A 21,855-nucleotide genomic window follows, 5' to 3' on the forward strand; every position below is an offset into this window, starting at 1 on the left:
GGCTGTGCGGGGTGAGGCTCAGCGGAAGGCTGGCACCACGTGCTGGATGAACAGCTCCAGGGACTTTTTCTTCTCGGCGTAGGGCAGGCTGTTGTCGGCCCAGAAGCTGAATTCGTCGACGCCCAGCTCCTGGTAGTGACGGATGCGCGCGATGATCTCTTCGGGGGTACCGATCATGGTGTTCTTGCGGATGTTCTCCAGCTCGAACGCCGGCACTTCGGCGAACTTGGACTCCGGGCTCGGCTCCAGGAAGCCGTTCACCGGGGCGGTCTTGTTGCCGAACCAGGCATCGAAGGTGCGGTAGAAGCGCGAGATGGCGGCGGCGCCGACCTTCCAGCCTTCCGGATCATCGGCCAGGTGCACGTGGGTGTGGCGCAGCACCATCAGTTGCGGGCGCGGCACGTCCGGGTTGTTGGCCAGGGCGGCGTTGAACTTGTCGTTCAGGTCGACCACTTCCTCGTCGCCTTTCATCAGCGGCGTGACCATCACGTTGCAGCCATTGGCCACGGCGAAGTTGTGGGAGTCCGGGTCGCGGGCAGCGATCCACATCGGCGGCTGGGCGTTGAACGGCTTGGGTACGCTGGTGGAGGTAGGGAATTTGTAGACCTCGCCGTCATGGGCGTAGTCGCCTTCCCACAGCTTGCGCACCACCGGGACCATCTCGCGCAGCGCCTTGCCGCCGTCGGTGGCCGGCATGCCGCCGGCCATGCGGTCGAATTCGAACTGGTAGGCGCCACGGGCCAGGCCCACCTCCATACGACCGTTGCTGATCACGTCGAGCAGGGCGCATTCGCCGGCCACGCGGATCGGGTTCCAGAACGGCGCGATGATGGTGCCGGCGCCCAGGCGGATGGTGTCGGTGCGTGCGGCCAGGTAGGCCAGGATCGGCATCGGGCTCGGCGAGATGGTGTATTCCATGGCGTGGTGTTCGCCGATCCACACGGTGCTGAAGCCGCCGGCCTCGGCCAGCAGGGTGAGCTCGGTGAGCTGTTCGAACAGCTCACGGTGGCCGACTTCCTGGTCGTAGCGTTCCATGTGGACGAACAAAGAGAATTTCATGTCGCGTTCCTCGATTCTTGTAAGGCCCCAGGCGCAAGGCGCCGTCGGGAGTGGCCACCTGCAGGATCAGGTGACTCATGGTCTATGGTATACCATAATATAAAATACTTTGGCGAGTACCCGAGACCCCTCCTGTCGAAAAGCGTCAGTCGCTGGCGGCCTGCCAGGCGTACCAGCGTTCGGCGATGCGCTCGCCGTTGAGGCTCCAGTATTTGAAATCGAGGGTGATCTGCCCGGCTTTGTGGGCGCCCGGCTGGTTCTCGGCGAGCTTGGGATCGACCAACGCCGAGGCCCCGAGGTTGACGGGCGCGTAGCCGGTCAGCGAGGAAAAGTCCGCCTGCGCCTTGGGGCTGTTGGCATGGGCGATAAAGGCCCGCGCCGCCTCGACGTTGGGCGAGCCGCGGGGGATGACCAGGAAGTCGCCGGTCACCAGGTTCTGCTGCCAGTTGATGGCCACCGGTGCGCCCTGATCGCGCAGGGCATTGACCCGGCCGTTCCAGAACATGCCCAGGCTGGCCGTCCCGGACGAAAGCAATTGCTGTGACTCGTCGCCACTGCCCCACCAGGCGATATTGTCCTTGATGCTGTCGAGCTTGTTGAACGCGCGATCCAGGTCCAGCGGGTACAGCTCGTCGGCGCTCACCCCGTCGGCGAGCAGGGCAATCTCCAGCACACCGGGGCTCGACCATTTGTACAGCGCACGCTTGCCGGGAAAGGCACGGGTATCGAACAGCGCTGCCCAATCCTGGGGCGCTTCATTCAATACACTGGTGTTGTAGCCGAGGATAAACGAGAAGTAGAACGAGCCGGTGCCGTAGATGGTGACGAAGCGCGGGTCGATGGTGCGCTTGGCGATCTGCTTGAAGTCCAGTGGCTCGAGCAGGCCTTCACGGCCGGCACGCAGGGCGAAGTCCGCCTCCACGTCGACCACGTCCCAGGTGACCTTGCCGCTTTCCACCATGGCCTTGAAGGCCGCGTAGTCGGTGGGCCCGGCCTGGTCGACGCGAATGCCGGTCTGCTCGGTGAAGGGTTCGCTCCAGGCGCGGGTCTGCGCGGCCTGGGTGCTGCCGCCCCAACTGACGAAGGTGAGGCTCTGCTCGGCGTGAGCGGTGGATAACAGCTGCAGTCCCAGCAGCATGGCCAGCAATGTGCGCATGGAAATCCCTCCCGAACAATTGAAGATGCCCTTGGCTGCCGACTTGGCGAAGACGCCGCGGTCACGCGCCGTACTGGCACATTGCAAGATGCGCTCCAGATTGCCCGAAGCGCTGCGGCGGGCAGCGGCAGTGTCGGCCGCCGGGCGCGCTGGCGTGGCGTGGGAAAAGCAGTACCACTTGCCAGGGGCAGATGTAACGCTCGAGGGGGCTTTCAGTGATCCAGTGTGGGAGCGGTGCACGATGCGCTTCTCCCACAGGATCGTGAGAGATCACTCAAACCCGTAGGAGCCCCGCCCCGGGGCGAAGCGATCATGGCCATCCTGAAAAAGCGGCGTCGTGACTGCCATTCGCCGCGAGGTCACAGCTCCCCAGGATCGCGCGAGATCCTCACACCTGCATTGGGCAGCGGCTCAATGCGCCCCGGCACCCTTGTTCAGATCACTCTCGTTCCAGCTGTCATACAGGCAGGCCTCGCTGGCCGCCCAGCGCACCTTGGCCTGGGCACCGGGTTGCAGCGGTTGCAGGCCGCTGCCCATGGCTTTCAGGGTCAGGTGGCAGCCGCCCGGCGTGACCACGTGGCAGGTCAGGCTCTCGCCCAGGAACACCACTTCGGCGACCTGCACGGCGATCTCGTTCCAGCCGGCCGGTAGCGGGGTTTGCGCGGCGACGTCCAGGGGCAGCACCTGGGCCTTTTCCGGGCGCAGCATCAGCAGCACCTCCTGATCGTTGTTCAGGTTGGCCGTTGGGGTGATGGCCAGGCTCTGCTGCTCGAACTGCACGGCGGCCTGGCTACTGACTTTCGCGCGCAAGAAGTTGGAGTTGCCCAGGAACGAGGCGACGAAGGCGTTCGGCGGATTCTGGTAGAGGTCATAGCCGGTGCCCAGGCCGACGATCCTGCCGTGGCTGAAGATGGCGATGCGCTGGGACAGGCGCATGGCTTCTTCCTGGTCGTGGGTCACGTAGACGATGGTGATGCCCAGGCGGCGGTGCAGGTGGCGCAGCTCGTCCTGCAGGTCCTCGCGCAGCTTCTTGTCCAGGGCGCCGAGGGGTTCGTCCATCAGCAGGATGCGCGGCTCGTAGACCAGCGCCCGGGCGATGGCCACGCGCTGCTGCTGGCCGCCGGACATCTGCGACGGGCGGCGGTGGGCGAAGGCTTCCAGCTGCACCAGCTTGAGCATGGCGTCGACCTTGCGCTTCTGCTCGTCGGCGCTGAGCTTGCGGATGCCCAGGGGGAAGGCGATATTGTCACGCACGTTGAGGTGCGGGAACAGTGAATAGCGCTGGAACACCATGCCGATATCGCGCTTGTGCGGTGGCACGTTGACCAGGGATTTGCCCTCCACGAGGATTTCCCCCGAGCTGGGCGTTTCGAAGCCGGCCAGCATCGACAGCGTGGTGCTCTTGCCCGAGCCGCTGGAACCGAGGAAGGTCAGGAACTCGCCGTCCTGGATATCCAGGGAAATGTTGTCCACAGCGGTGAAGTCGCCGTAGTGCTTGTTCAGGTTGCGCAGGCTGACCAGGGTCTGGGGGGCCTGTTGTTCTTTGATGACGGCACTCATGGGGTTCTCCTCGGCGCTCAGCCCTTGGCTTCGGCGCGCCGGCGTGCAATGGCGGCAATGAACATGACCAGCAGGGAAAGGGCGATCAGCAGCGTCGAGGCGACGGCAATCACCGGGGTGAGATCCTGGCGCAGCGTCGTCCACATCTTCACCGGCAGCGTCTGCAGGCCGGGGCTGGCCATCATCACGCTGAGCACCACCTCGTCCCAGGACACCAGGAAGGCGAACAGGCCGCCGGCTACCAGGCCCGGGCGAATCGCCGGGAAGGTCACCTTGACGATGGCCTGCAGGCGCGTGGCGCCGCAGATCACCGCGGCATCTTCGATGGACTGGTCGAACAGCTTCAGCGAGTTGATGATCGAAATGATGGTGAACGGCAGCGCGACGATCACGTGGCTGACCACGAAAGCGAACAGCGTGCCGGTGTAGCCGAGCTTGAGAAACAGCGCGTACACCGCCACGGCGATGATCACCAGTGGCACGATCATCGGCAGGGTGAACAGCGCATAGAGCAGTTCACGGCCGGGAAACTTGCCGCGCACCAGGGCGAAGGCGCTGGGCAGGCCGATGGCCAGGGCGCACACGGTGGTGAGCAGCGCCACCTTGAGGCTGACCAGGGCCGAGTCCATCCACTGGGCGTTGGAAAAGAACTGCCCGTACCACTTGAAGGTCCAGCCCGGTGGCGGAAACACCAGCCACTGTGAAGAGCCGAACGACAGCAGCACGATGAACAGAATCGGCAGCAGCAGGAACACGGCGATCAGCGCAGTGGTCGCGCCCAGGCCGTAGCGCAGGCCACGACCCATGGCATTGGGTGACAGCAGCATGACGACTTACCTCGCAGTGCTGGATGCGACCGGCGATTCCGGTTGCAGCTTCAGGTAGACGTAGAACAGCACCAGGGTGATGAGGATCAGCAAGGCTGCTGCCGCACTGGCGATGCCCCAGTTGAGGAACGATTGCACCTGCTGGATGATGAATTCGGGCAGCATCATGTTCTGCGCGCCGCCTAGCAGCGCCGGGGTCACGTAGTAGCCGAGGGACATCACGAAGACCATCAGAGCGCCGCTGAAAATGCCCGGCCGGCACAGCGGAATGAACACCTTGAAGAAGTTGCGCCATGGGCTGGCACCGCAGATCGAGCCGGCCTGCAGCACCATCGGATCGATGGCGCTCATGGTCGCCTGCAACGGCAGCACGATGAACGGAATCATGATGTAGCTCATGCCGATCACCACACCGGTCAGGTTGTGCACCATCGCCAGGGGTTGATCGATGATGCCCAGGCCCATCAGGAATTTGTTGACCACCCCCGAGGACTGCAGCAGCACCAGCCACGAATAGGTACGCGCCAGCAGGCTGGTCCACATCGACAGCAGCACGATGTTCAGCAGCCAGCGACCCCAGCCGCGTGGCATCAGGGTGATCGCCCAGGCCAGGGGAAAACCCAGCAGCAGGCTGATCAGGGTGACCAGCCCGGCCACCGCGAAGGTGTTGAACAGCACCTTGGAGTAGGCCGAGTTGGCGAACAGCTGGGCATAGTTGCCCAGGCCTGGCTCCGGCTCCAGCACGCCGCGCAGCAGCAGGCTGACCAGCGGCGCCAGGAAGAACAAGCCGAGAAACAGCAGGGCCGGCAGCAGGTACGGGGCACCGCGCCAGCGCGCTGCCCGTTCCGGGTTGCCGTCAGCGTTGCCACGCTGACGGTCTGCTGCACCGACCTCGGGGGTACGGAGCGCGGTCATCTCATTTCACCAGCCATTCGTTCCAGCGGGTGGCGATCTGCGCGCCGTTCTTGGCCCAGTAGGCGTAGTCCAGGGTAATCTGGTCAGCCTCGTGGGCGGTCGGCAGGTTTTCCGCCAGCACCGAGTCCAGGCGCGCCACGCTGTCCAGGTTGACCGGGGCGTAGGCGGTCAGGTTGGAGAAGTCGGCCTGGCTCTTGGCGCTGCTGGCGTTGGCCAGAAACTTCATGGCCGCCTCCTTGTTCTTGGCGCCCTTGGGAATGACCAGCATGTCGGCCATGACCAGGTTCTGCTTCCAGCTCGCCGCCACCGGCGCACCGTCTTCCTGCAGGGCGTGGATACGGCCGTTCCAGAACTGGCCCATGCTCGCCTCGCCGGAGGCCAGCAATTGCTGCGACTGCGCGCCACCGCCCCACCAGACGATGTCCTTCTTGATGGTGTCGAGTTTCTTGAAGGCGCGGTCCAGATCCAGCGGGTACAGCTTGTCCTTTTCCACACCGTCGGCCAACAGGGCCAGTTCCAGCACCCCGGGGCTCGGCCATTTGTACAGGGCACGTTTGCCGGGGTAGGTGGCGGTGTCGAACAGCGCGCTCCAGTCCTCAGGCTTCTGGCCGCCGACCTTGCCTTCGTTGTAGCCGAGCACGAAGGAGAAGAAGAACGAGCCGACGCCGTGGTCGTTGACGAAGCGCGGATCGATGCGATCACGCTCGATGACGTTGAAGTCCAGCGGTTCGAGCAGGCCTTCGGCCGCGGCGCGCAGGGCGAAGTCGGCTTCCACGTCGACCACGTCCCACTGCACGTTGCCGCTCTCCACCATGGCCTTGAGCTTACCGTAATCGGTCGGGCCATCCTGGACGACGGTGATCTTGGTGTCGCGGGTGAAGGGGTCGGCCCAGGCGGCCTTCTGCGCATCCTGGGTGGTACCGCCCCAACTGACGAAATTGACGGTTTCCGCCGAGGCGCTGGTCGTGATTGCAGCACTCAGGAGGCTCGCGGCGAGCACCGAGGTAACACCTTTGATAAACACCATCTTTCTTGCCCTCTTTGTTGTGTTTGTGCGCAAGCGGGCGTTTGCCCGCTTAACCGGAGCAGTGGATCCAAGGGATCTTTAATGGCGGCCTGTATCGAGTGCTGTGTTTGTCGTTGTCCCTTGCGGGGCACAGGATAAACTGACTGGCCTTAGGGATATCATATTATGGTATTCCAAACTATGCGCAAGCGATTTGCCATACAAGGTGTTGCGTTCGTACAACGGGTCGTCCATCACTCGAACGGCACTGTTTCCACCACCTCCAGCTCGTAACCGGCGAGTCCCGCGTACTTGAGCGGCGGGCCGAGGTGGCGCAGCTTGCCGACGCCCAGGTCCTGCAAGATCTGCGCCCCGGTACCGACCTCCGAATACACCCGGCTCTGCCCACGGTTGAATGGCCGCTGCGGCTGGGTCAGCTGCGGAACCCGGTCGAGCAGGGCCTGCGACGACTCATGGTTGGCCAGCACCACGACCACGCCCTTGCCGTCTGCGGCGATGCGCTCCAGGGCGGCCCACAGCGTCCAGCTGCGCGGGCCGGTGTACTCGGCGCCGACCAGATCGCGCAGCGGGTCGATGGCGTGAACCCGCGCCAGGGTCGGCTCGTCATGGCGGATGTCGCCCATCACCATGGCCATGTGCACGCCGCCGGCGATGCGGTCTTCATAGGTGATCAGGCGGAATTCGCCATGCACCGTGGGCAGCTCGCGCTCGCCGATGCGGGTGATGGTGTGTTCGGTGCTCAGGCGGTACTGGATCAGGTCGGCGATGGTGCCGATCCTGATGCCATGGGCGTGGGCAAAGGCTTCCAGCTCGGGGCGACGGGCCATGCTGCCGTCCTCGTTCATCACCTCGACGATCACTGCGGCGGGCGTCAGGCCGGCCAGCCGCGCCAGGTCGCAGCCGGCCTCGGTATGCCCGGCGCGGGTCAGCACACCGCCTTCCTTGGCGCGCAGCGGGAAGATATGCCCAGGCTGCACCAGATCGGCTGCGGTCGCGCCCGGCGCCACGGCGGTCAGCACCGTGTGGGCACGGTCGGCAGCGGAAATGCCGGTGCTGATGCCGCTGGCGGCCTCGATGGACACGGTGAAGGCGGTGGAAAATACGCTACCGTTGCTGGGCACCATCTGTTCCAGGCCGAGGCGCTGGCAGTGCTCGTCGGTAAGGGTCAGGCAGATCAGGCCGCGGGCTTCGCGGGCCATGAAATTGATCGCCTGGGGGGTGCAGAATTCGGCGGCGAGCAGCAGGTCGCCCTCGTTCTCGCGGTCTTCGTCGTCCACCAGCAGGACCATCTTGCCCTGGCGGAAGTCATCGATGAGATCACGGATGGGATGGAAGGGCATGGCGGTTCTCGCAGGTCTGGTTATTTTGAATTATGGTATACCGTAATACGAAATCAAGTTAAAGGAGGTCGACCATGAAGGGTTACTGGATCGCGCACGTGGACGTTACCGACCCCGAGCGCTACGTCGAATACACCCGGCGCGCCCCGGCGGCGTTCGCCGCATTCGGCGGCAGGTTTCTCGCCCGCGGTGGGCGTTCGGAAGCGCAGGAAGGCCGTGACACGCCTCAGCGCAGCGTGGTGATCGAGTTTGAATCGTACGAGCAGGCGCTCGCCTGCTACCGCTCCGAGGCCTATCAGGAGGCGAGCAGCCACCGGGCCGGTGCGGCGCGGTCGGAAGTGATCATTGTCGAGGGGATGGCGCCCTGATCGGGTAGGCCCCTGGGGTACAGCCCTCGATCAACCTGGAGTCGCTCGCGGGCCATCGAGGGCGACGCCTTCAGCAGGCTGAACGGCCTGCCCGTGTCAGCCCACGGCCTGTTCGGCCAGAAAGGCATCGAGTTCGCCCGCCGTCGGACAGGTCGCCGGGCCATGCCGGGTGACCGCAATGGCCGCTGCGGCGTTGGCGCGCGCGGCGGCGGCTGGCTCGGGTAGCCCGGCCGCCAGGCTGGCCAGCAATACGCCGATATGCGCATCACCGGCGCCATTGGTATCCAGTGCAGTCACGGCAAAGCCCGGTACCTGCAGGCGCCAGTCGTCCCGGGCCAGCCAGCAGCCCTGGGGGCCGTCGCGCAGGATCACCAGCGCGCCCTGAGGCAGGCGCGCCGTGAGCCGTTGCAGCGCCTGCTCCAGGTTTTCAGCGGCGGTGAATTGCAGGGCTTCTTCACGGTTGCTGCTCCAGATCGCCAGCCGCGCCAGCAACTGCTCGGCGCCAGGGATATCCGGGTTACAGGCCAGCGGGCCGGGGTCGAACACCAGGGCACCTGCAACGCCGCCCTGCTGCAGCCAATTCAGCAGCGGGCCCGCCTTGTCGGCGTGCAGCAGGCTGTAGCCGCTGACCATCACCCAGTCATCGGCCGTGGCGGTTTCGCTGTCGAGATCCTCGGCCTGCAACACGCCTTCGGCGCCGACGCGGGTGATGAACGAGCGCTCGGCGCTGGCATCGGTCAGCGCCACGCACAGGCCGGTGTCGCCGTCATCGCTTGGCGCCAGCCGACAGTCGATGCCCTCGGCCTGCATGGCCTGGCGCGCCATGTCGCCGAAGCGGCCGATCCCGTGCCGGCCCAGGTAGCAGGTGCTCAGGCCATGGCGTGCGGCGGCGGCCATCACGTTGAAGCCGCCACCCACTTCGAAGGCCGCGCTGCTGGCCAGCACATCCTGGCCCGTCGCTGGCAGGGCGCTGACGCTCATCACCAGGTCGACGACCACCTGGCCGGTGTACAGCAACCTAGCGGCCATGGGCGGCCTCGTGGGTCACCGCGGCACGGCGGTCACGGCAGCCACCGAGCAACCCATAGAGGCCACCGGCGACGACGAAGGTGACGATCCAGCCCAGGCCATTCTGGCCAAACCAGGAATCGGCCAGCCAGCCGTGGAACAGCACGTTGTCGGCGCCGATCTTCACCGTGGTGAAGCTGAAGCCCAGCACGATCGCCAGCGCCCAGGCACCCAGGGCGCGCCATTCCACGCCACCGGCGTACCAATAGGCGCTGCTCGGGCTGACGTTCATCAGGTCGGCTGGCTCATAGCGCTGGCGGTGGCGCAGGTCGACCAGGAAGATGCCCACCCAGGCGGTGATCGGCACCGCGAGCATGGAGATGAAGGTGATGAACGGGCCGTAGAAGCTCTCGGCGATCAGCATGAAGTAGATCGAGCCGATGAAGATCACCACGATATCCACCACCACGGCGTAGACCCGCTTGACCTTGAGGCCGAGGGTCAGGGTGGTGAGGCCCGCGGAATACACCGACAGGTTGTTGGACAACAGCAGGCCGCCGAACGCGGTGATCAGGTAGGGCACGGCCATCCAGGTCGGCAGCAGTTCGCGAATCGCCACGATGGGGTCGGTCGCCGAGGCCAGGTGGTCGTTGCCCACCGAGATCAGGCCGCCCAGGGTGATCAGCAGCACCAGCGGGATCCCTGCGCCAAAGGCCGCGGAGGCCACCAGCCCGGCCGCGCGAACGCTCTTGTGCTGGTAGCGCGACATGTCGGCGCCGGCATTGGCCCAGCCGATACCCGTACCGGCCGCCATGGTGCCGACGCCGATCAGCACGGCGGACAGCGGCGCCGGGGTGGCCGCCCATACCAGTGCCCAGTCGATGTGCAGGGCGAGAAAGCCGCCGACCACCAGGTTCAGCGCGCCGAACACCCAGGTGGCCCACTTCTGGATCACCAGCAGGGTGGCATGGCCGAGGCCGGAGACGCACAGGGTCAGCAGCACGAACAGGCCGATGAACAGCAGGGTGAGAAAGGGCGCGGACTTGGCCTCCACCGGCGTGCCCTGGATGATCGACACCAGAGACAGCAGCACGAAGGCCGCCGTGGTGGTGTTGACCGTCTCCCAGCCCAGGCGCGAGCCGAGCGACACCAGGGTCGGGCCGATATTGCCGCGCATGCCGAAGATCGCCCGGGACAGCGTCAGGCTTGGCGCGCGACCTCGGCGACCGGCGATCGACAGCAGCCCGACGATGGCGAAGGAGCCGCCGGCACCGAGAATGGCGACGACCAGCGCCTGCCCGATCGACAGGCCCTGGAAAGCGATCAGGGTGGCGCCCAGCGGCAAGCCGAGGATGCTGATATTGGCCGCGAACCAGACCCAGAACAGCTGCAACGGGTGGCCGTTGCATTCATGTTCGGGCACCGGCTCGATGCCGCGGGTTTCCAGCTGGCCCACCTGTTCGGATGCGCGCATGGCGTGACTCCTGCAATAGTTGTTGTTGGCAGGGCTGGGTGGCCGCATGGGCGGCCACCCATGGGGTTCAGGTGGTTCGCAAGGCCAGCAGCCGGTCGGTCAAGGGCGCCAGGTCGATCTGGCTCACCGCGCAGACCTGCGCCAGCGCCTCTCTCGGCCACGCCTCCAAGCCAAAGGCGGCGCCGAGCATGGCGCCGAGCACGGCGGCGATGGTGTCGGTGTCGCCGCCCAGGCTGGCGGCCATGCACAGGGCCTCGTAGGGCGCCAGCTGGCCGTCGGCGACGGCGCGCGCCAGGGCGAACGCCGCGACCACCGATTCCTGGGACGCCACCGAGGTGCCGATCACCTCGTAGATCAAGTCGGGCAGTGCTTCGGGGGCGGCGTCGGCGCAGAGTCGCGCTGTCCACTCGATGCGTGCGGCGATATCGCCGCCGGCCACCCAGTGGCCGAGCTGCTGGCCTTGGCGAGCGGCCGCGACGCCGCTATCCAGGGCACTGGCCAGGTTGTCGCCATTGATACCCGCCGATACCACCGCCGCCACGGCAGCGGCGCTGGCGATGCCCGGGCCGGTGTTGTGGGTTACCTGGCAGGCCTGCAGCACCTGCTGCATGAAGCGCTCGGGGTCACGCACGTCGGCGGCGATGCCCACCGGTGCAATGCGCATCGCCGCGCCATTGGTGGTGCCGAAGCGCCCGGCCTGTTCCGGGCTGGCGCCGGCAAGAATCATCTCGATGGCACGCTTGGTCGACGGGCCGAGCAGGTCCTGGGAGCCCTTGGCGCGCATGGCCGCCTCCCAGTCGATCAGGCTTCGTGCGAGCATGGCGGGTTCGATGCGGCCCTGGCCGGCAACCAGCAGCTCGCCAACCAGGATCGCCTGCTCGGTATCGTCGGTGATCGCGCCGGCCGGCATGTTCGGGGCGATGGGTTGGTCGGCATCGGCATCGATCAGGCCGTCGATACGGCCGTAGCGTGCGCGAATCTGTTCGCGTGACAGCGACTGGGTCGGCATGCCGAGCGCATCGCCCAGAGCCAAGCCGTGGAAGGCGCCGAGAGCGCGGTCGCGCGCAGCGGAAAAATGGCTCACTGGGCGTCCCCGAAGTCGAGATGAAGTTGAAAGTGCAGCGGGTCCAGGTAGCTCTCGACGCGCTCCATGAAACGCCCGCGGCTGTCGAAGGTTTCCCGGATCACCCGGAGGAACACACTGCCCGGCGTGCGTTGCAGCTGGCTGGCCGCCTCGATGTCGAGCGGCGCGGCACCGATCCACTGCTTGCCCTGCCCGGCGCGATAGCCATGGGCGGCCAGGGTGGCGGTCAGCGAGTCCTCGAGCAGGCCCTCTTCAGCGAGGTATTCCAGGCCATCGCAGGCTGGAATCAGTGCGCGCTCGAGCGACACCAGGCTGCCATCGGCGGCCCGCCGGCGGCGCTCGACGAGCATGAAGCGGGCACGGCCGAAGCGTTCGGCGAATTCCTCGCGCTCCACGCTGCTGATGCCCAGCAGCTCGGTCTGCACCTGCACGCCACCGGCGGCCAGGGCCTGTGCCCAGCCGCCACCCTGGTGCAGGGGCACGCCGTCATAGGTGACCACCGAGCCGACGCCCGGCTGGGTGCCGATGTAATTGCGTCGCTTGAGTTCGGAAAGCGCCTCGCGCAGGGTGCCGCGGCTGACATCGAAGGCCGCCGCCAGCTCGTGCTCACCGGGCAGCCGTTCACCGGCGCCGAGCACGCCCTGTTCGATGCGTTCGGCCAGGGCGCGAACCACACGGGTTTTCTTGTCGAATCGAACCTGTCTAATCATGTACAAATTAGTACGCTCAGAACGCTCCGTTCGCAAGCGCTTTTTGGCGAATGGTCCGTTCCGGATGGCCATGCAGGGGGCTGCAGGGCTGGCACGCGGCCTTTCAGCCCGGGTGAACAACGCCGGAAAGGTGGCTCACCAACTGGCGGGCATGGGAGGGCAGGCTCTGCCAGTCGCGGATGCACAGGCGCAATTCCCGGCTGGCCCAGCTGTCGGCGATGTCGACCAGGGTCAGCGGCAGCTCCTGGGCCAGCCGTGAGGCTGCGGCCTCGGGCAGCATGGCGATGCCGGCGCCCTGGGCGACCAGCTGGGCGATGGCGTCGAAGCTCGGCGCCCGCACCCGCACGCGCAGGGCGATGCCGGCGGCGATCGCCTTGTCCTCGATGAAGCGCTGCATCGCCCGTTCGCCGGGCAGGCCGATATAGGGAAAGCTCAGCGCTTCCACCAGTTTGGCCTGTCGCCGACCAGCCAGGGCATGGCCTTGAGGCACCAGCAGCACCAGGCGATCATGGCGAAACGGCAGGGACAGCAGCCCGCCGGTTGGCTGGTTGCCGTCGTAGACGCCCAGGTCGATTTCCCCCACCTGGACGCTGCGCAGGATGGCGCGGCTGGTGCCTTCGGTGAGCTGCAGGTCCACCTCCGGGTAGTCGGCCAGGAAGGGACCGAGCGCCGCCGGCAGAAAGGTACTGTTGGCCACGGTGGAGGCGCACAGCTTGAGCACCACCCGTTGCTGGCCGGACAGATCCTGCAGGTGGTCCTTCAGGCGCTGGGTTTCGTTGAGGATGCGCTGGCAGGCTTCGAGCACCAGGCGCCCGGCAGGGGTCGGGGCCATGCCGTTGGCGCTGCGAACGAACAGGGTGACCTGGCAGCGTTCCTCGAACTGCCGCAGCCGGGTGCTGGCCGCCGACACCGCCACCGGAAAGCTGGCCGCCGCCTTGCTGAGGCTGCCGCTCGACGCGATGGCGACCAGCAGGCGTACGTCCACGAGATCGAAATGCACGGGGGTTCTCCAGAACAGAAGGCAGCCTTAGGGAAATACCGATTCTTGGCGGGCGCCTTTCGGATCAGAATAACCGTTCCCTGCCCCTGATCCAGACCGCCATGAACCCACCCGCCTTTTTCCAGCGCTGCGCCAGCAACGGCAGCCTGTTCGCCATCCTTGCCGCCGCCGGCTTCAGCATGAAGGCGATCTTCGTCAAGCTGGCCTATGCCGCCGCCCCCGTGGAAGCGATCACCCTGCTGGCGATGCGCATGACCCTCGCGCTGCCGCTGTTCCTGTGGCTGGTGTGGCTGAGCCGCAGCGGCACCGGTGGGCGCTTCTCGCTAGGCGACGGCGGCCGCGTCGTGGTGCTGGCGCTGTTCGGCTATTACCTGTCGAGCCTGTTCGACTTCTACGGTCTGCAGTACATCAGCGCGGGCCTGGAGCGGTTGATCCTGTTCACCTACCCGACCCTGGTGCTGGTGTTCCAGATGATCGCCTTTCGCGAACGCCCCAGCCGCCGCACGCTGCTGGCGATGGCGGTCTGTTACCTGGGCCTTGGCGTGGCGCTGATCCACGACATCGCCGCCACCGACATGGGCAGCCAGGTGATCATCGGCTCGCTCTGGGTGTTCGCCAGCGCCGTGACCTATGCCCTCTACTACCTGGGCACCGGGGTGATGGTGAAGCGCCTGGGCTCGATGCGCCTGGCCGGGCTGGCCGGCAGCGCGTCTTCGCTGATGGTGCTGGGGCATTTCGCGGTCACCGAACCGATTGGCAGCATGCTCGCGCAACCGGCCCAGGTATGGCTGTGCGCCGCGCTGATGGCGATGATTTCCACGGTGTTGCCGGTGTACTGGATGGCCCTGGCGATCCAGCGCATCGGCACCACCCATACCGCCGCCGTTGGCAATCTCGGCCCGGTGCTGACCATCTTCGCCGCCTGGGCGCTGCTCGGCGAAGCCATCTCGCCGTACCAGATGGCCGGGCTGGCGCTGGTGATGTTCGGCATCTGGCAGCTCAAGCCGCGTGCGGCCAAGAAGGCCGTGGTTGCCGAGGTGGCGGGGGGCAAGCCGAGTTCGGTGGGTTGATCGGTGCAATGGGTGAGGCCGCTACAAGACAGAAGCGGCCGCTCCCAGCGTAGGGTGGACAACGCTCTTTTTGTCCACCATTGCGATCGCAGAGCGGTGGACGGGTAAAGCGTCGTCCACCCTACGAAAGGCCACTTGCGCCATTTGGCGCTACAACGCGCTAGCGAATGAAATGCACCTTGCCGGTGTCGTCGCTGCCCATGTAGATGCCGTAGCTGCCGGTCTCGCGCTCGGCGATGTAGCGTTCCAGGATCTGCCGGATGGCCGGGTAGTAGATCTGCTCCCAGGGAATGTCCTCGGGGGCGAAGAAGCGGCGGGCCGAGGTTTCGCTGCCGAAGTAGCCGGTGTCGTGCAGCAGCCTGGCGCGGAAGATCAGGTACACCTCGCTGATCGACGGCACGCTGAAGATCGAGTAGGGGCAGGTGATTTCCGCCACCACGCCGGCTTCCTCGCGCACTTCGCGCAGGGCCGCTTCCTCGGTGGTCTCGCCGTTTTCCATAAAGCCGGCGGGCAGCGTCCAGGTACCGATGCGCGGGGCGATGGCGCGCTGGCAGAGCAGGTAGCGACCGTCCTGCTCGATGATGCAGCCGGTGATGATCTTCGGGTTTTCGTAGTGGATGTGCCCGCAACCGCTGCACACCAGGCGGTGGTGGTCATCGCCGGCCGGGCGGCGGCGCTCCAGGGTCGCGCTGCCGCATTGGGTACAGAAGCGCGGGCTGGGCATGGCGGTCAGCGCCCGATGCGCGGGTCTTTGAGGCCGATGGGCGCGACGATGTCGCGGGCCTTGGCGCCTTCCTGCTTGGCTTCCAGGTACTCCAGGGCGACCTTGGCCGCGGCGCGCACATGATCCACCGAGGCCTGGTGGGCGGCGATCGGGTCGCCGCTCTTGATCGCCTCGACCATGCGCTCCATTTCCTGGTTGCTGGTGCTGCGGCGGTTGCTCTGCGACACCGAGGTGGCGCGCAGGTAGCTGATACGTGCCTGCAGCTGGCGCAGCTGGGTAGCCGCCGCTTCGTTGCCACAGCCTTCGAGCAGCACGTTGTAGAACTCCTGCACCGACTCCAGCACGTCCGGCAGCTCGCCTTCTTCGAGGGTCTGGCGGTTGTTCTCCAGGGCGCGTTCCAGGGCGCGGATGTCCTTGGCGCGGGCGCGCAGGGTGAACAGCTGGACGATCATGCCTTCCAGGGCGCAGCGCAGCTCGTAGAGGTCGCAGGCATCTTCCAGGGTGATGATCGCCACCCGTGGGCCCTTGGCGTCGGCGAATTCCACCAGGCCTTCGGACTCCAGGTGACGCAGCGCCTCGCGCACCGAGGTGCGGCTCACGCCCAGGCGATCACAGAGGTCGCGTTCCACCAGACGGTCGCCGGGCAGCAGCTGGAAATTCATGATGGCGCTGCGCAGCTTGTCCAGAACGATTTCCCGCAGGGTCACGGGATTGCGGTTGACCTTGAAGCTGTCGTCGATCGGCTGGCGTTTCATGGTTAGTGCTCGCGTTATAGGTATGGGCGCACTCATCGCATTGCCTTGGCCGGTTATGCCTCGGGTTACTGCTGCTCGGCATCCGCTTCGGCAAAGGCTTCACGGGCGATACGGAAGCTGTCGACCGCGGCAGGCACGCCACAGTAGATGCCGACCTGCAGCAGAATCTCGCGGATCTGCTCACGGCTGAGGCCGTTACGCAGGGCGCCGCGAATGTGCAGCTTCAGTTCGTGCGGGCGATTGAGCGCGGAAATCATGGCCAAGTTTATCATGCTGCGTTCCTGCATCGATAAGCCTTCCCGGCCCCACACGTGGCCCCAGCAGTATTCGGTGACCAGCTCCTGCAGCGGGCGGTTGAAGTCGTCGGCGTTCTCCACCGAGCGCTTCACGTAGGCCTCGCCCAGCACCTGGGTGCGAATCTTCAGGCCCTTTTCGTACTTGTCGTTGCTCATGTCGGTTCTCCCGGGTGACTGGCGATGGGGCTGTTGGAAGGCAGAAGCGGACATCGTGCTTTACCTGTGGGAACGGGCGGGGACGCCTAGGCCATGCCCGTGATTGTTTTCGCGGGCATGGCCCGCTCCCACAGATAATCACCAGTCCATTCTGCAGGAGCGAACGGCCGCGCCCGCCACATAGTCGCCTGCTTACAAGCCGCCCATCAGGGTGTATTTGATTTCCAGGTAATCGTCGATGCCGTAGTGCGAGCCCTCGCGGCCCAGGCCCGACGACTTGATGCCGCCGAAGGGCGCCACTTCCGTGGAGATCAGCCCCTCGTTGATGCCGACCATGCCATATTCCAGCGCCTCGCTCATTCGCCAGGCGCGGCCCAGGTCGCGGGTGTAGCAGTAGGCGGCCAGGCCGAACTCGGTATCGTTGGCCATGCGGATCGCCTGGGCCTCGTCGCTGAAGCGAAACACCGCCGCCAGCGGGCCGAAGGTTTCGTCGCGGGCGACCTTCATATCGGTCGTCACCTCGCTCAGCACGGTGGGCTGGTAGAAACCGTGGCCGAGGGCGTGGCGCTCACCGCCGCACACCAGCCGTGCGCCCTTTTCCAGGGCATCAGCGACGTGATCGGCGACCTTGTCCACAGCCCGGCTGTTGATCAGCGGGCCTTGTTGAGCGCCCTCGGTAAAACCATCGGCGACCTTCAGCCCGGCCACGCGCTCGGCCAGGCGGGCGACGAAGGCATCGTGGATACCGTCCTGCACCAGAAAACGGTTCACGCACACGCAGGTCTGCCCGGCATTGCGGTACTTGGCGAGCATGGCACCGTCGACGGCGCGCTCCAGGTCGGCGTCATCGAAGACGATGAACGGCGCGTTGCCGCCCAGTTCCAGCGAGACTTTCTTCAGGGTGCTGGCGCACTGCTGCATCAGCAGCTTGCCGATCGGCGTGGAGCCGGTGAACGACAGCTTGCGCACCTCGGCGCTGGCGCACAGCGCGTTGCCGATGGCCACCGCATCGCCGGTGATCACGTTGAGCAGGCCGGCGGGCAGCCCGGCCTCTTCCGCCAGCGCAGCCAGGGCCAGGGCGGAGAACGGCGTTTCCGGCGCCGGCTTGACGATGCACGGGCAGCCGGCGGCCAGGGCCGGGCCGACCTTGCGGGTGATCATCGCCGCCGGGAAATTCCACGGCGTGATCGCGGCGACCACGCCAATCGGCTCCTTGGTCACCACGATGCGCGCATCGGGCTTGTGGCTGGGAATGGTGTCGCCGTAGATGCGCTTGGCCTCCTCGGCGAACCATTCGATAAAGCTGGCGGCGTAGAGGATTTCACCCTTGGCTTCGGCCAGCGGCTTGCCCTGCTCGAGGGTGAGGATCTCGGCCAGCGCGTCGGCGTTTTCCAGCATCAGCGCGTGCCAGCGCTTGAGGATGGCGCTGCGCTCCTTGGCGGTACGTGCCCGCCAGGCCGGCCAGGCGGCATTGGCGGCGACGATGGCGCGTTGCGCTTCGGCGCTGCCCATCTCGGGCACCCGGCCGATTTCCTCGCCAGTGGCGGGGTTGAAGATGGCTTGGGTGCCGCCTTCATCGGCGGCCAGCCACTGCCCGTCGAGGTAGGCGTGCTGGCGAAACAGGCGCGAGGCTTCAGGTGTCATGGCAACTCCGAAATAAAACAGGCCGCGCTCGAGGGTGAGTGAACGCGGCCAAAAAGCTGGCGATTTGCGGCGTTGTCGGGCCAGATCGTAGGGTGGACAACGCTTTTTTTGTCCACCATTGCGATTGCAGAGCGGTGGACGGATGAGGCGTCGGCTACGCGCCCCGGTCCACCCTACAAAGGTGGTTTAGGTTCTCGCCGAAGTCACGTCGATCAGGCCAGTGCCGGCAGGGCGCCGAGCTTGCCGCGGTGATAGATCATCGGCACCGGGGCAACTTCCGGCAGGATCAGGTTCTTCACCGCGCCGACCATGATGGCGTGGTCGCCACCTTCGTATTCGCGCCATAGCTCGCACTCGATGATCGCCGCGGCGTTATCGAGCAGCGGGTTGCCCAGCTCGCTGAGCGTCCACTCGATACCGGCGGCCTTGTCCTTGCCCTTGCCGGCGAAGGCGTAGGCTTCCTTCTGCTGCTCGGCGGACAGCAGGTGGATGGCGAAGCGCTTGCTGTCGCGCAGCACCGGGTAGGAATCGGAGCTGTAGTTGGGGCAGAACAGCACCAGCGCCGGGTCGATGGACAGCGCGCTGAAGGCGCTGGCGGTGATGCCGACGATGCCGCCATCGGGGCCCAGGGTGGTGACGATGGTCACCCCGGAAGGGAAGGCGGCCATGACGGATTTGTAGAGTCCGGGTTCGATCATTTTGCTTTTCCTCGATGCGCTCAGCGCATCACGAACGGGTCGGGCATGGGCGCTTGCGACAGGTTGATCCACACCGTTTTCAGCTCGGTGTAGGCCAGCACCGAATCGATGCCGCTTTCACGGCCGTAGCCGCTGTTCTTGAAACCGCCGATCGGCGCCATGGCCGATACGGCGCGGTAGGTGTTGACCCAGATGATGCCCGAGCGCACGCCTTTGGCCATGCGGTGGGCGCGACCCAGGTCGCGGGTCCAGATGCCGGCGGCGAGGCCGAACTGCGAGTCGTTGGCCATGGCCAGGGCGTCGGCTTCATCCTTGAAACGAATCACCGAGGCGACCGGGCCGAAGACCTCTTCCTGCATGATGGTCATCGAGTGGCTGTCGCATTCGAACAGCGTCGGCTCGTAGTACCAGCCTTCGCCGTCGATCTGCGGCCGTTTGCCACCCAGGCGCAGTTTCGCACCTTCGGCCACGGCTGTGGCGACCAGGCCTTCGACCACTGCCAGTTGCTGGGCAGTGGCCATGGGGCCCATCTCGCTGGCGTCGTCCTGGGGGTTGCCGATGCGGATGCGCTTGGCACGCTCGACCAGGCGCTCGACGAACTCGTCGTAGATGCTGTCCTGCACCAGCAGGCGCGAGCCGGCCACGCAGCTCTGCCCGGAGGCGGCGTAGATGCCGGCGACCACGCCGTTGATGGCGCTGTCCAGGTCGGCATCGGCGAAGATGATGTTCGGCGACTTGCCGCCCAGCTCCAGCGACAGCTTGGCGAAGTTCTCGGCGCTGGCGCGCACCACGTGGCGGGCAGTGGCCGCGCCGCCGGTGAAGGCGATCTTGCGTACCAGGGGGTGGCTGGTCAGCGCCGCGCCGGTGGTCGGGCCGTAGCCGGTGACCACGTTGACCACGCCGGCCGGGAAACCGGCTTCGAGGGCCAGGCGGGCCAGTTCGAGAATGGTCGCCGAGGCGTGTTCCGACGGCTTGAGCACGATGGTGTTGCCGGCGGCCAGGGCCGGGGCGAGCTTGATCGCGGTCAGGTACAGCGGGCTGTTCCAGGGGATGATCCCGGCCACCACGCCAATCGGCTCGTGGGTGGTGTAGGCGAACATGTCCGGCTTGTCGAGGGGCAGGGTGCCGCCTTCGAGCTTGTCGGCCAGCCCCGCGGTGTAGTGGAAGAACTCCGGCAGATAGCCGACCTGGCCGCGGGTCTCGCGGATCAGCTTGCCGTTGTCGCGGCTCTCGAGCTGGGCCAGGGCTTCCTTGTTATCGGCGATCAGGTCACCCAGGCGGCGCAGCAGCTTGCCCCGCGCAGTGGCGCTGAGGCCGCGCCAGGCCGGGTTGTCGAAGGCCGCCTGGGCGGCCTGCACGGCGCGCTCGACATCCTCGGCGCCGGCATCCGGGAGCACGGCCCAGGCTTGCGCGCGAGCCGGGTCGAGGCTCTCGAAAGTGTTGCCCGATTGTGCGTCGACCCACTGGCCGTCAATGCACATCTGATAGCGTGCGAGTGTCATGCAACGATCCCCTTGGCGGTGTCTTGCAGCGGGCAGGCTTGCTCGAGAAACTCCAGCAGCATCTGGTTGACCAGGCGCGGCGATTCTACCGGCATCATATGCCGTTGCTCGGCCAGCACCACGGCGCGTGCGCCCGGAATGCACTGCGCCAGCTGTTTGGCCATCTGCGGCGTCGAGCCCGGGTCGAGTTCGCCGGTGGCGATCAGCGTCGGCACCTGGATCTCTGCCAGGTCGTCGGCGCGGTACATGTCCTGGGTGGCGAACAGCGTATAGGTGGTCAGGTAACCCTGGGCATCGTTGCCGGCCAGGGTCTGGCGAATGGCGGCGATCTGCGCCGGGTTGGCGGCCTGGTACTCACGGCTGAACCAGCGCGACAGCGCTGCTTCGGCGTTGGCGTCCGGGCCATGTTCGGCGGCCTGGGCAGTACGCTCGATGACCCCGGCGCGCTGCTCGGGGCTGCGGTTGAACACGCTGTTGAGCACCACCAGGGCGGCGATGCGCTGCGGGTAATGCAGCGCGAAGGCACGGGCCACCAGGCCGCCCATGGAGAAACCGATCACCATGGCCTGCGCCAGGCCGAGGTGGTCGAGCAGTTCGCGCAGCTGGTCGGCGTAACCGGCCAGGTTGGTGTCCACGGCCGGGCGCGGGCTGTCGCCATGGCCGAGCATGTCGTAGACGATGACCTGGAAATGCTGGGCCAGGCCGACGACCTGGCCGCCCCACATGTCTTTGTTCAGGCCCACGCCGTGGATCAATACCACGGGTTGGCCCTGGCCGATCACCCGGTAACTGGTGCCGGCGGGGGTACGTTCAGCGAGGTGCCGAATCATGGCCTGCTCCCGATTACTGCGCCTTCTCGGCCGCCAGTTCTTCCAGATCGATGTAACGGTTGCCGATACGCGGGTGCAGACGGCCACCGTTGGCAGCGCCCAGGACCACGACGATTTCGTCGGCGCGCGGGGCGTCTTCGATCTGCATCTCCAGGGTGATGTAGTGCGAACGCAGGCCTTCGTCGTCCTTGTGCATCATCGGGATCTGGATCGAGGTGCCCGGGCCGCCACGCTTGTTGGTGAACGACAGGTAGCTCTTGGCCTGTACCGCCTCGCGGTAGTGGTTGCCGAAACGCAGGGTGTGGATGACGGCCGACGCGTGCTCGATTTCGCCGTCGGCACCGACCACGGCAGCCTTGCCATAGGCTTCGATCTTGTCGGCGCCGCCGATGGCGGCGGTCAGGCGCGCGACCATCAGCTCACCGAGGGCGGAGCAGTTGGCCTTGATCTGCGGCTTGAGGTCTTCGACGAAGCCGTTGCCGACCCACGGGTTCTTGATCACCACGGCCAGGCCGACCATGGTGACCGGCTTGTCGGTCGCCTTGCCGCCTTCGATCAGGGTTTCTTCTATGTAGCTGACGATCTTGCGAATCTCGAAACTCATGGCAGCTCCTCGGCTGGTTGGTGTTGGGTATTATGGTATACCAGAATA

22 protein-coding genes are annotated in these 21,855 nt (G+C 66.0%); 2 read left to right on the plus strand and 20 right to left on the minus strand.

All coding sequences use genetic code 11. The annotated features are described in order from the left end of the window. Nucleotides 1–18: 18 nt before the first annotated feature. The 7 genes from K8U54_RS10415 to ribBA all read right to left on the minus strand — a co-directional run bounded on the left by K8U54_RS10415 (nucleotide 19) and on the right by ribBA (nucleotide 7,884). Nucleotides 19–1,059, minus strand: coding sequence for an LLM class flavin-dependent oxidoreductase (locus K8U54_RS10415; RefSeq protein WP_249910056.1), 1,041 nt, complete (start codon nucleotides 1,057–1,059; stop codon nucleotides 19–21). 145 nt (nucleotides 1,060–1,204) lie between these two features. Further along, nucleotides 1,205–2,215, minus strand: a complete 1,011-nt coding sequence (locus K8U54_RS10420) for an ABC transporter substrate-binding protein (protein ID WP_434059995.1) — start codon at nucleotides 2,213–2,215, stop codon at nucleotides 1,205–1,207. Between the two features lie 411 nt (nucleotides 2,216–2,626). Further along, nucleotides 2,627–3,775 carry an ABC transporter ATP-binding protein gene (locus tag K8U54_RS10425; protein WP_249910057.1) on the minus strand — a complete coding sequence of 383 codons (1,149 nt, stop codon included), beginning with the start codon at nucleotides 3,773–3,775 and terminating at the stop codon, nucleotides 2,627–2,629. Nucleotides 3,776–3,792: 17 nt separating this feature from the next. Next, nucleotides 3,793–4,602 carry an ABC transporter permease gene (locus K8U54_RS10430; RefSeq protein WP_249910058.1) on the minus strand — a complete coding sequence of 270 codons (810 nt, stop codon included), beginning with the start codon at nucleotides 4,600–4,602 and terminating at the stop codon, nucleotides 3,793–3,795. Nucleotides 4,603–4,608: 6 nt separating this feature from the next. Then, entirely contained in the window at nucleotides 4,609–5,517 is a 909-nt protein-coding gene (locus tag K8U54_RS10435; protein WP_249910059.1) for an ABC transporter permease, read from the minus strand. Nucleotide 5,518: 1 nt separating this feature from the next. Continuing rightward, nucleotides 5,519–6,544: an ABC transporter substrate-binding protein gene (locus tag K8U54_RS10440; protein WP_249910060.1), complete on the minus strand. Its 1,026-nt coding sequence runs from the start codon at nucleotides 6,542–6,544 to the stop codon at nucleotides 5,519–5,521. A gap of 233 nt (nucleotides 6,545–6,777) precedes the next feature. Then, entirely contained in the window at nucleotides 6,778–7,884 is a 1,107-nt protein-coding gene (gene ribBA, locus K8U54_RS10445; protein WP_249910061.1) for a bifunctional 3,4-dihydroxy-2-butanone-4-phosphate synthase/GTP cyclohydrolase II, read from the minus strand. A gap of 74 nt (nucleotides 7,885–7,958) precedes the next feature. Here ribBA and K8U54_RS10450 point away from each other — a divergent pair, with 74 nt between their 5' ends. Next, nucleotides 7,959–8,252, plus strand: a complete 294-nt coding sequence (locus K8U54_RS10450) for a DUF1330 domain-containing protein (protein WP_249910062.1) — start codon at nucleotides 7,959–7,961, stop codon at nucleotides 8,250–8,252. Between the two features lie 96 nt (nucleotides 8,253–8,348). Here K8U54_RS10450 and K8U54_RS10455 read toward each other — a convergent pair whose 3' ends face one another. The 5 genes from K8U54_RS10455 to K8U54_RS10475 form a co-directional block, all read right to left on the minus strand. Then, nucleotides 8,349–9,281 (minus strand): PfkB family carbohydrate kinase, encoded by a 933-nt coding sequence (locus K8U54_RS10455; protein ID WP_249910063.1) that lies wholly within the window; start codon nucleotides 9,279–9,281, stop codon nucleotides 8,349–8,351. After that, complete coding sequence (locus tag K8U54_RS10460; RefSeq protein ID WP_249910064.1) at nucleotides 9,271–10,734, minus strand: purine-cytosine permease family protein; 1,464 nt, start codon at nucleotides 10,732–10,734, stop codon at nucleotides 9,271–9,273. The genes K8U54_RS10455 and K8U54_RS10460 overlap by 11 nt, the downstream gene beginning before the upstream one ends. 67 nt (nucleotides 10,735–10,801) lie before the next feature. Then, nucleotides 10,802–11,818 carry an ADP-ribosylglycohydrolase family protein gene (locus K8U54_RS10465; RefSeq protein WP_249910065.1) on the minus strand — a complete coding sequence of 339 codons (1,017 nt, stop codon included), beginning with the start codon at nucleotides 11,816–11,818 and terminating at the stop codon, nucleotides 10,802–10,804. Further along, nucleotides 11,815–12,528, minus strand: coding sequence for a GntR family transcriptional regulator (locus K8U54_RS10470; RefSeq protein ID WP_249910066.1), 714 nt, complete (start codon nucleotides 12,526–12,528; stop codon nucleotides 11,815–11,817). The genes K8U54_RS10465 and K8U54_RS10470 overlap by 4 nt, the downstream gene beginning before the upstream one ends. Nucleotides 12,529–12,631: 103 nt before the next feature. Then, nucleotides 12,632–13,528 (minus strand): LysR family transcriptional regulator, encoded by an 897-nt coding sequence (locus K8U54_RS10475; RefSeq protein WP_249910067.1) that lies wholly within the window; start codon nucleotides 13,526–13,528, stop codon nucleotides 12,632–12,634. A gap of 101 nt (nucleotides 13,529–13,629) precedes the next feature. Between K8U54_RS10475 and K8U54_RS10480 the strand changes: the two genes are divergently transcribed. Continuing rightward, nucleotides 13,630–14,598, plus strand: coding sequence for a DMT family transporter (locus tag K8U54_RS10480; protein ID WP_249910068.1), 969 nt, complete (start codon nucleotides 13,630–13,632; stop codon nucleotides 14,596–14,598). Between the two features lie 160 nt (nucleotides 14,599–14,758). Here K8U54_RS10480 and K8U54_RS10485 read toward each other — a convergent pair whose 3' ends face one another. The 8 genes from K8U54_RS10485 to K8U54_RS10520 form a co-directional block, all read right to left on the minus strand. Further along, nucleotides 14,759–15,322, minus strand: coding sequence for an NUDIX hydrolase (locus K8U54_RS10485; RefSeq protein WP_249910069.1), 564 nt, complete (start codon nucleotides 15,320–15,322; stop codon nucleotides 14,759–14,761). 5 nt (nucleotides 15,323–15,327) lie between these two features. Further along, nucleotides 15,328–16,077 (minus strand): GntR family transcriptional regulator, encoded by a 750-nt coding sequence (locus K8U54_RS10490; RefSeq protein WP_073263774.1) that lies wholly within the window; start codon nucleotides 16,075–16,077, stop codon nucleotides 15,328–15,330. A 65-nt stretch (nucleotides 16,078–16,142) separates the two neighbouring features. Then, a complete protein-coding gene (locus tag K8U54_RS10495) occupies nucleotides 16,143–16,529 on the minus strand; it encodes a carboxymuconolactone decarboxylase family protein (RefSeq protein WP_249910070.1) in 387 nt (128 codons plus the stop codon). 192 nt (nucleotides 16,530–16,721) lie between these two features. After that, nucleotides 16,722–18,173 (minus strand): NAD-dependent succinate-semialdehyde dehydrogenase, encoded by a 1,452-nt coding sequence (locus K8U54_RS10500; RefSeq protein WP_249910071.1) that lies wholly within the window; start codon nucleotides 18,171–18,173, stop codon nucleotides 16,722–16,724. A gap of 212 nt (nucleotides 18,174–18,385) precedes the next feature. Next, a complete protein-coding gene (locus tag K8U54_RS10505; protein ID WP_249910072.1) occupies nucleotides 18,386–18,871 on the minus strand; it encodes a flavin reductase family protein in 486 nt (161 codons plus the stop codon). 20 nt (nucleotides 18,872–18,891) lie between these two features. Further along, on the minus strand, nucleotides 18,892–20,373 hold the full coding sequence (locus K8U54_RS10510) for an aldehyde dehydrogenase (RefSeq protein ID WP_249910073.1): 1,482 nt from the start codon (nucleotides 20,371–20,373) through the stop codon (nucleotides 18,892–18,894). Continuing rightward, complete coding sequence (locus K8U54_RS10515) at nucleotides 20,370–21,203, minus strand: alpha/beta fold hydrolase (protein ID WP_249910074.1); 834 nt, start codon at nucleotides 21,201–21,203, stop codon at nucleotides 20,370–20,372. Before K8U54_RS10515 ends, K8U54_RS10510 begins: the two co-directional genes overlap by 4 nt. Nucleotides 21,204–21,216: 13 nt before the next feature. Beyond that, nucleotides 21,217–21,807, minus strand: a complete 591-nt coding sequence (locus K8U54_RS10520; RefSeq protein WP_074886356.1) for an amino acid synthesis family protein — start codon at nucleotides 21,805–21,807, stop codon at nucleotides 21,217–21,219. Between the last annotated feature and the right edge of the window lie 48 nt (nucleotides 21,808–21,855).

Origin of the sequence: Pseudomonas fulva (assembly GCF_023517795.1) — a bacterium.
Lineage (GTDB): Bacteria > Pseudomonadota > Gammaproteobacteria > Pseudomonadales > Pseudomonadaceae > Aquipseudomonas > Aquipseudomonas fulva_D.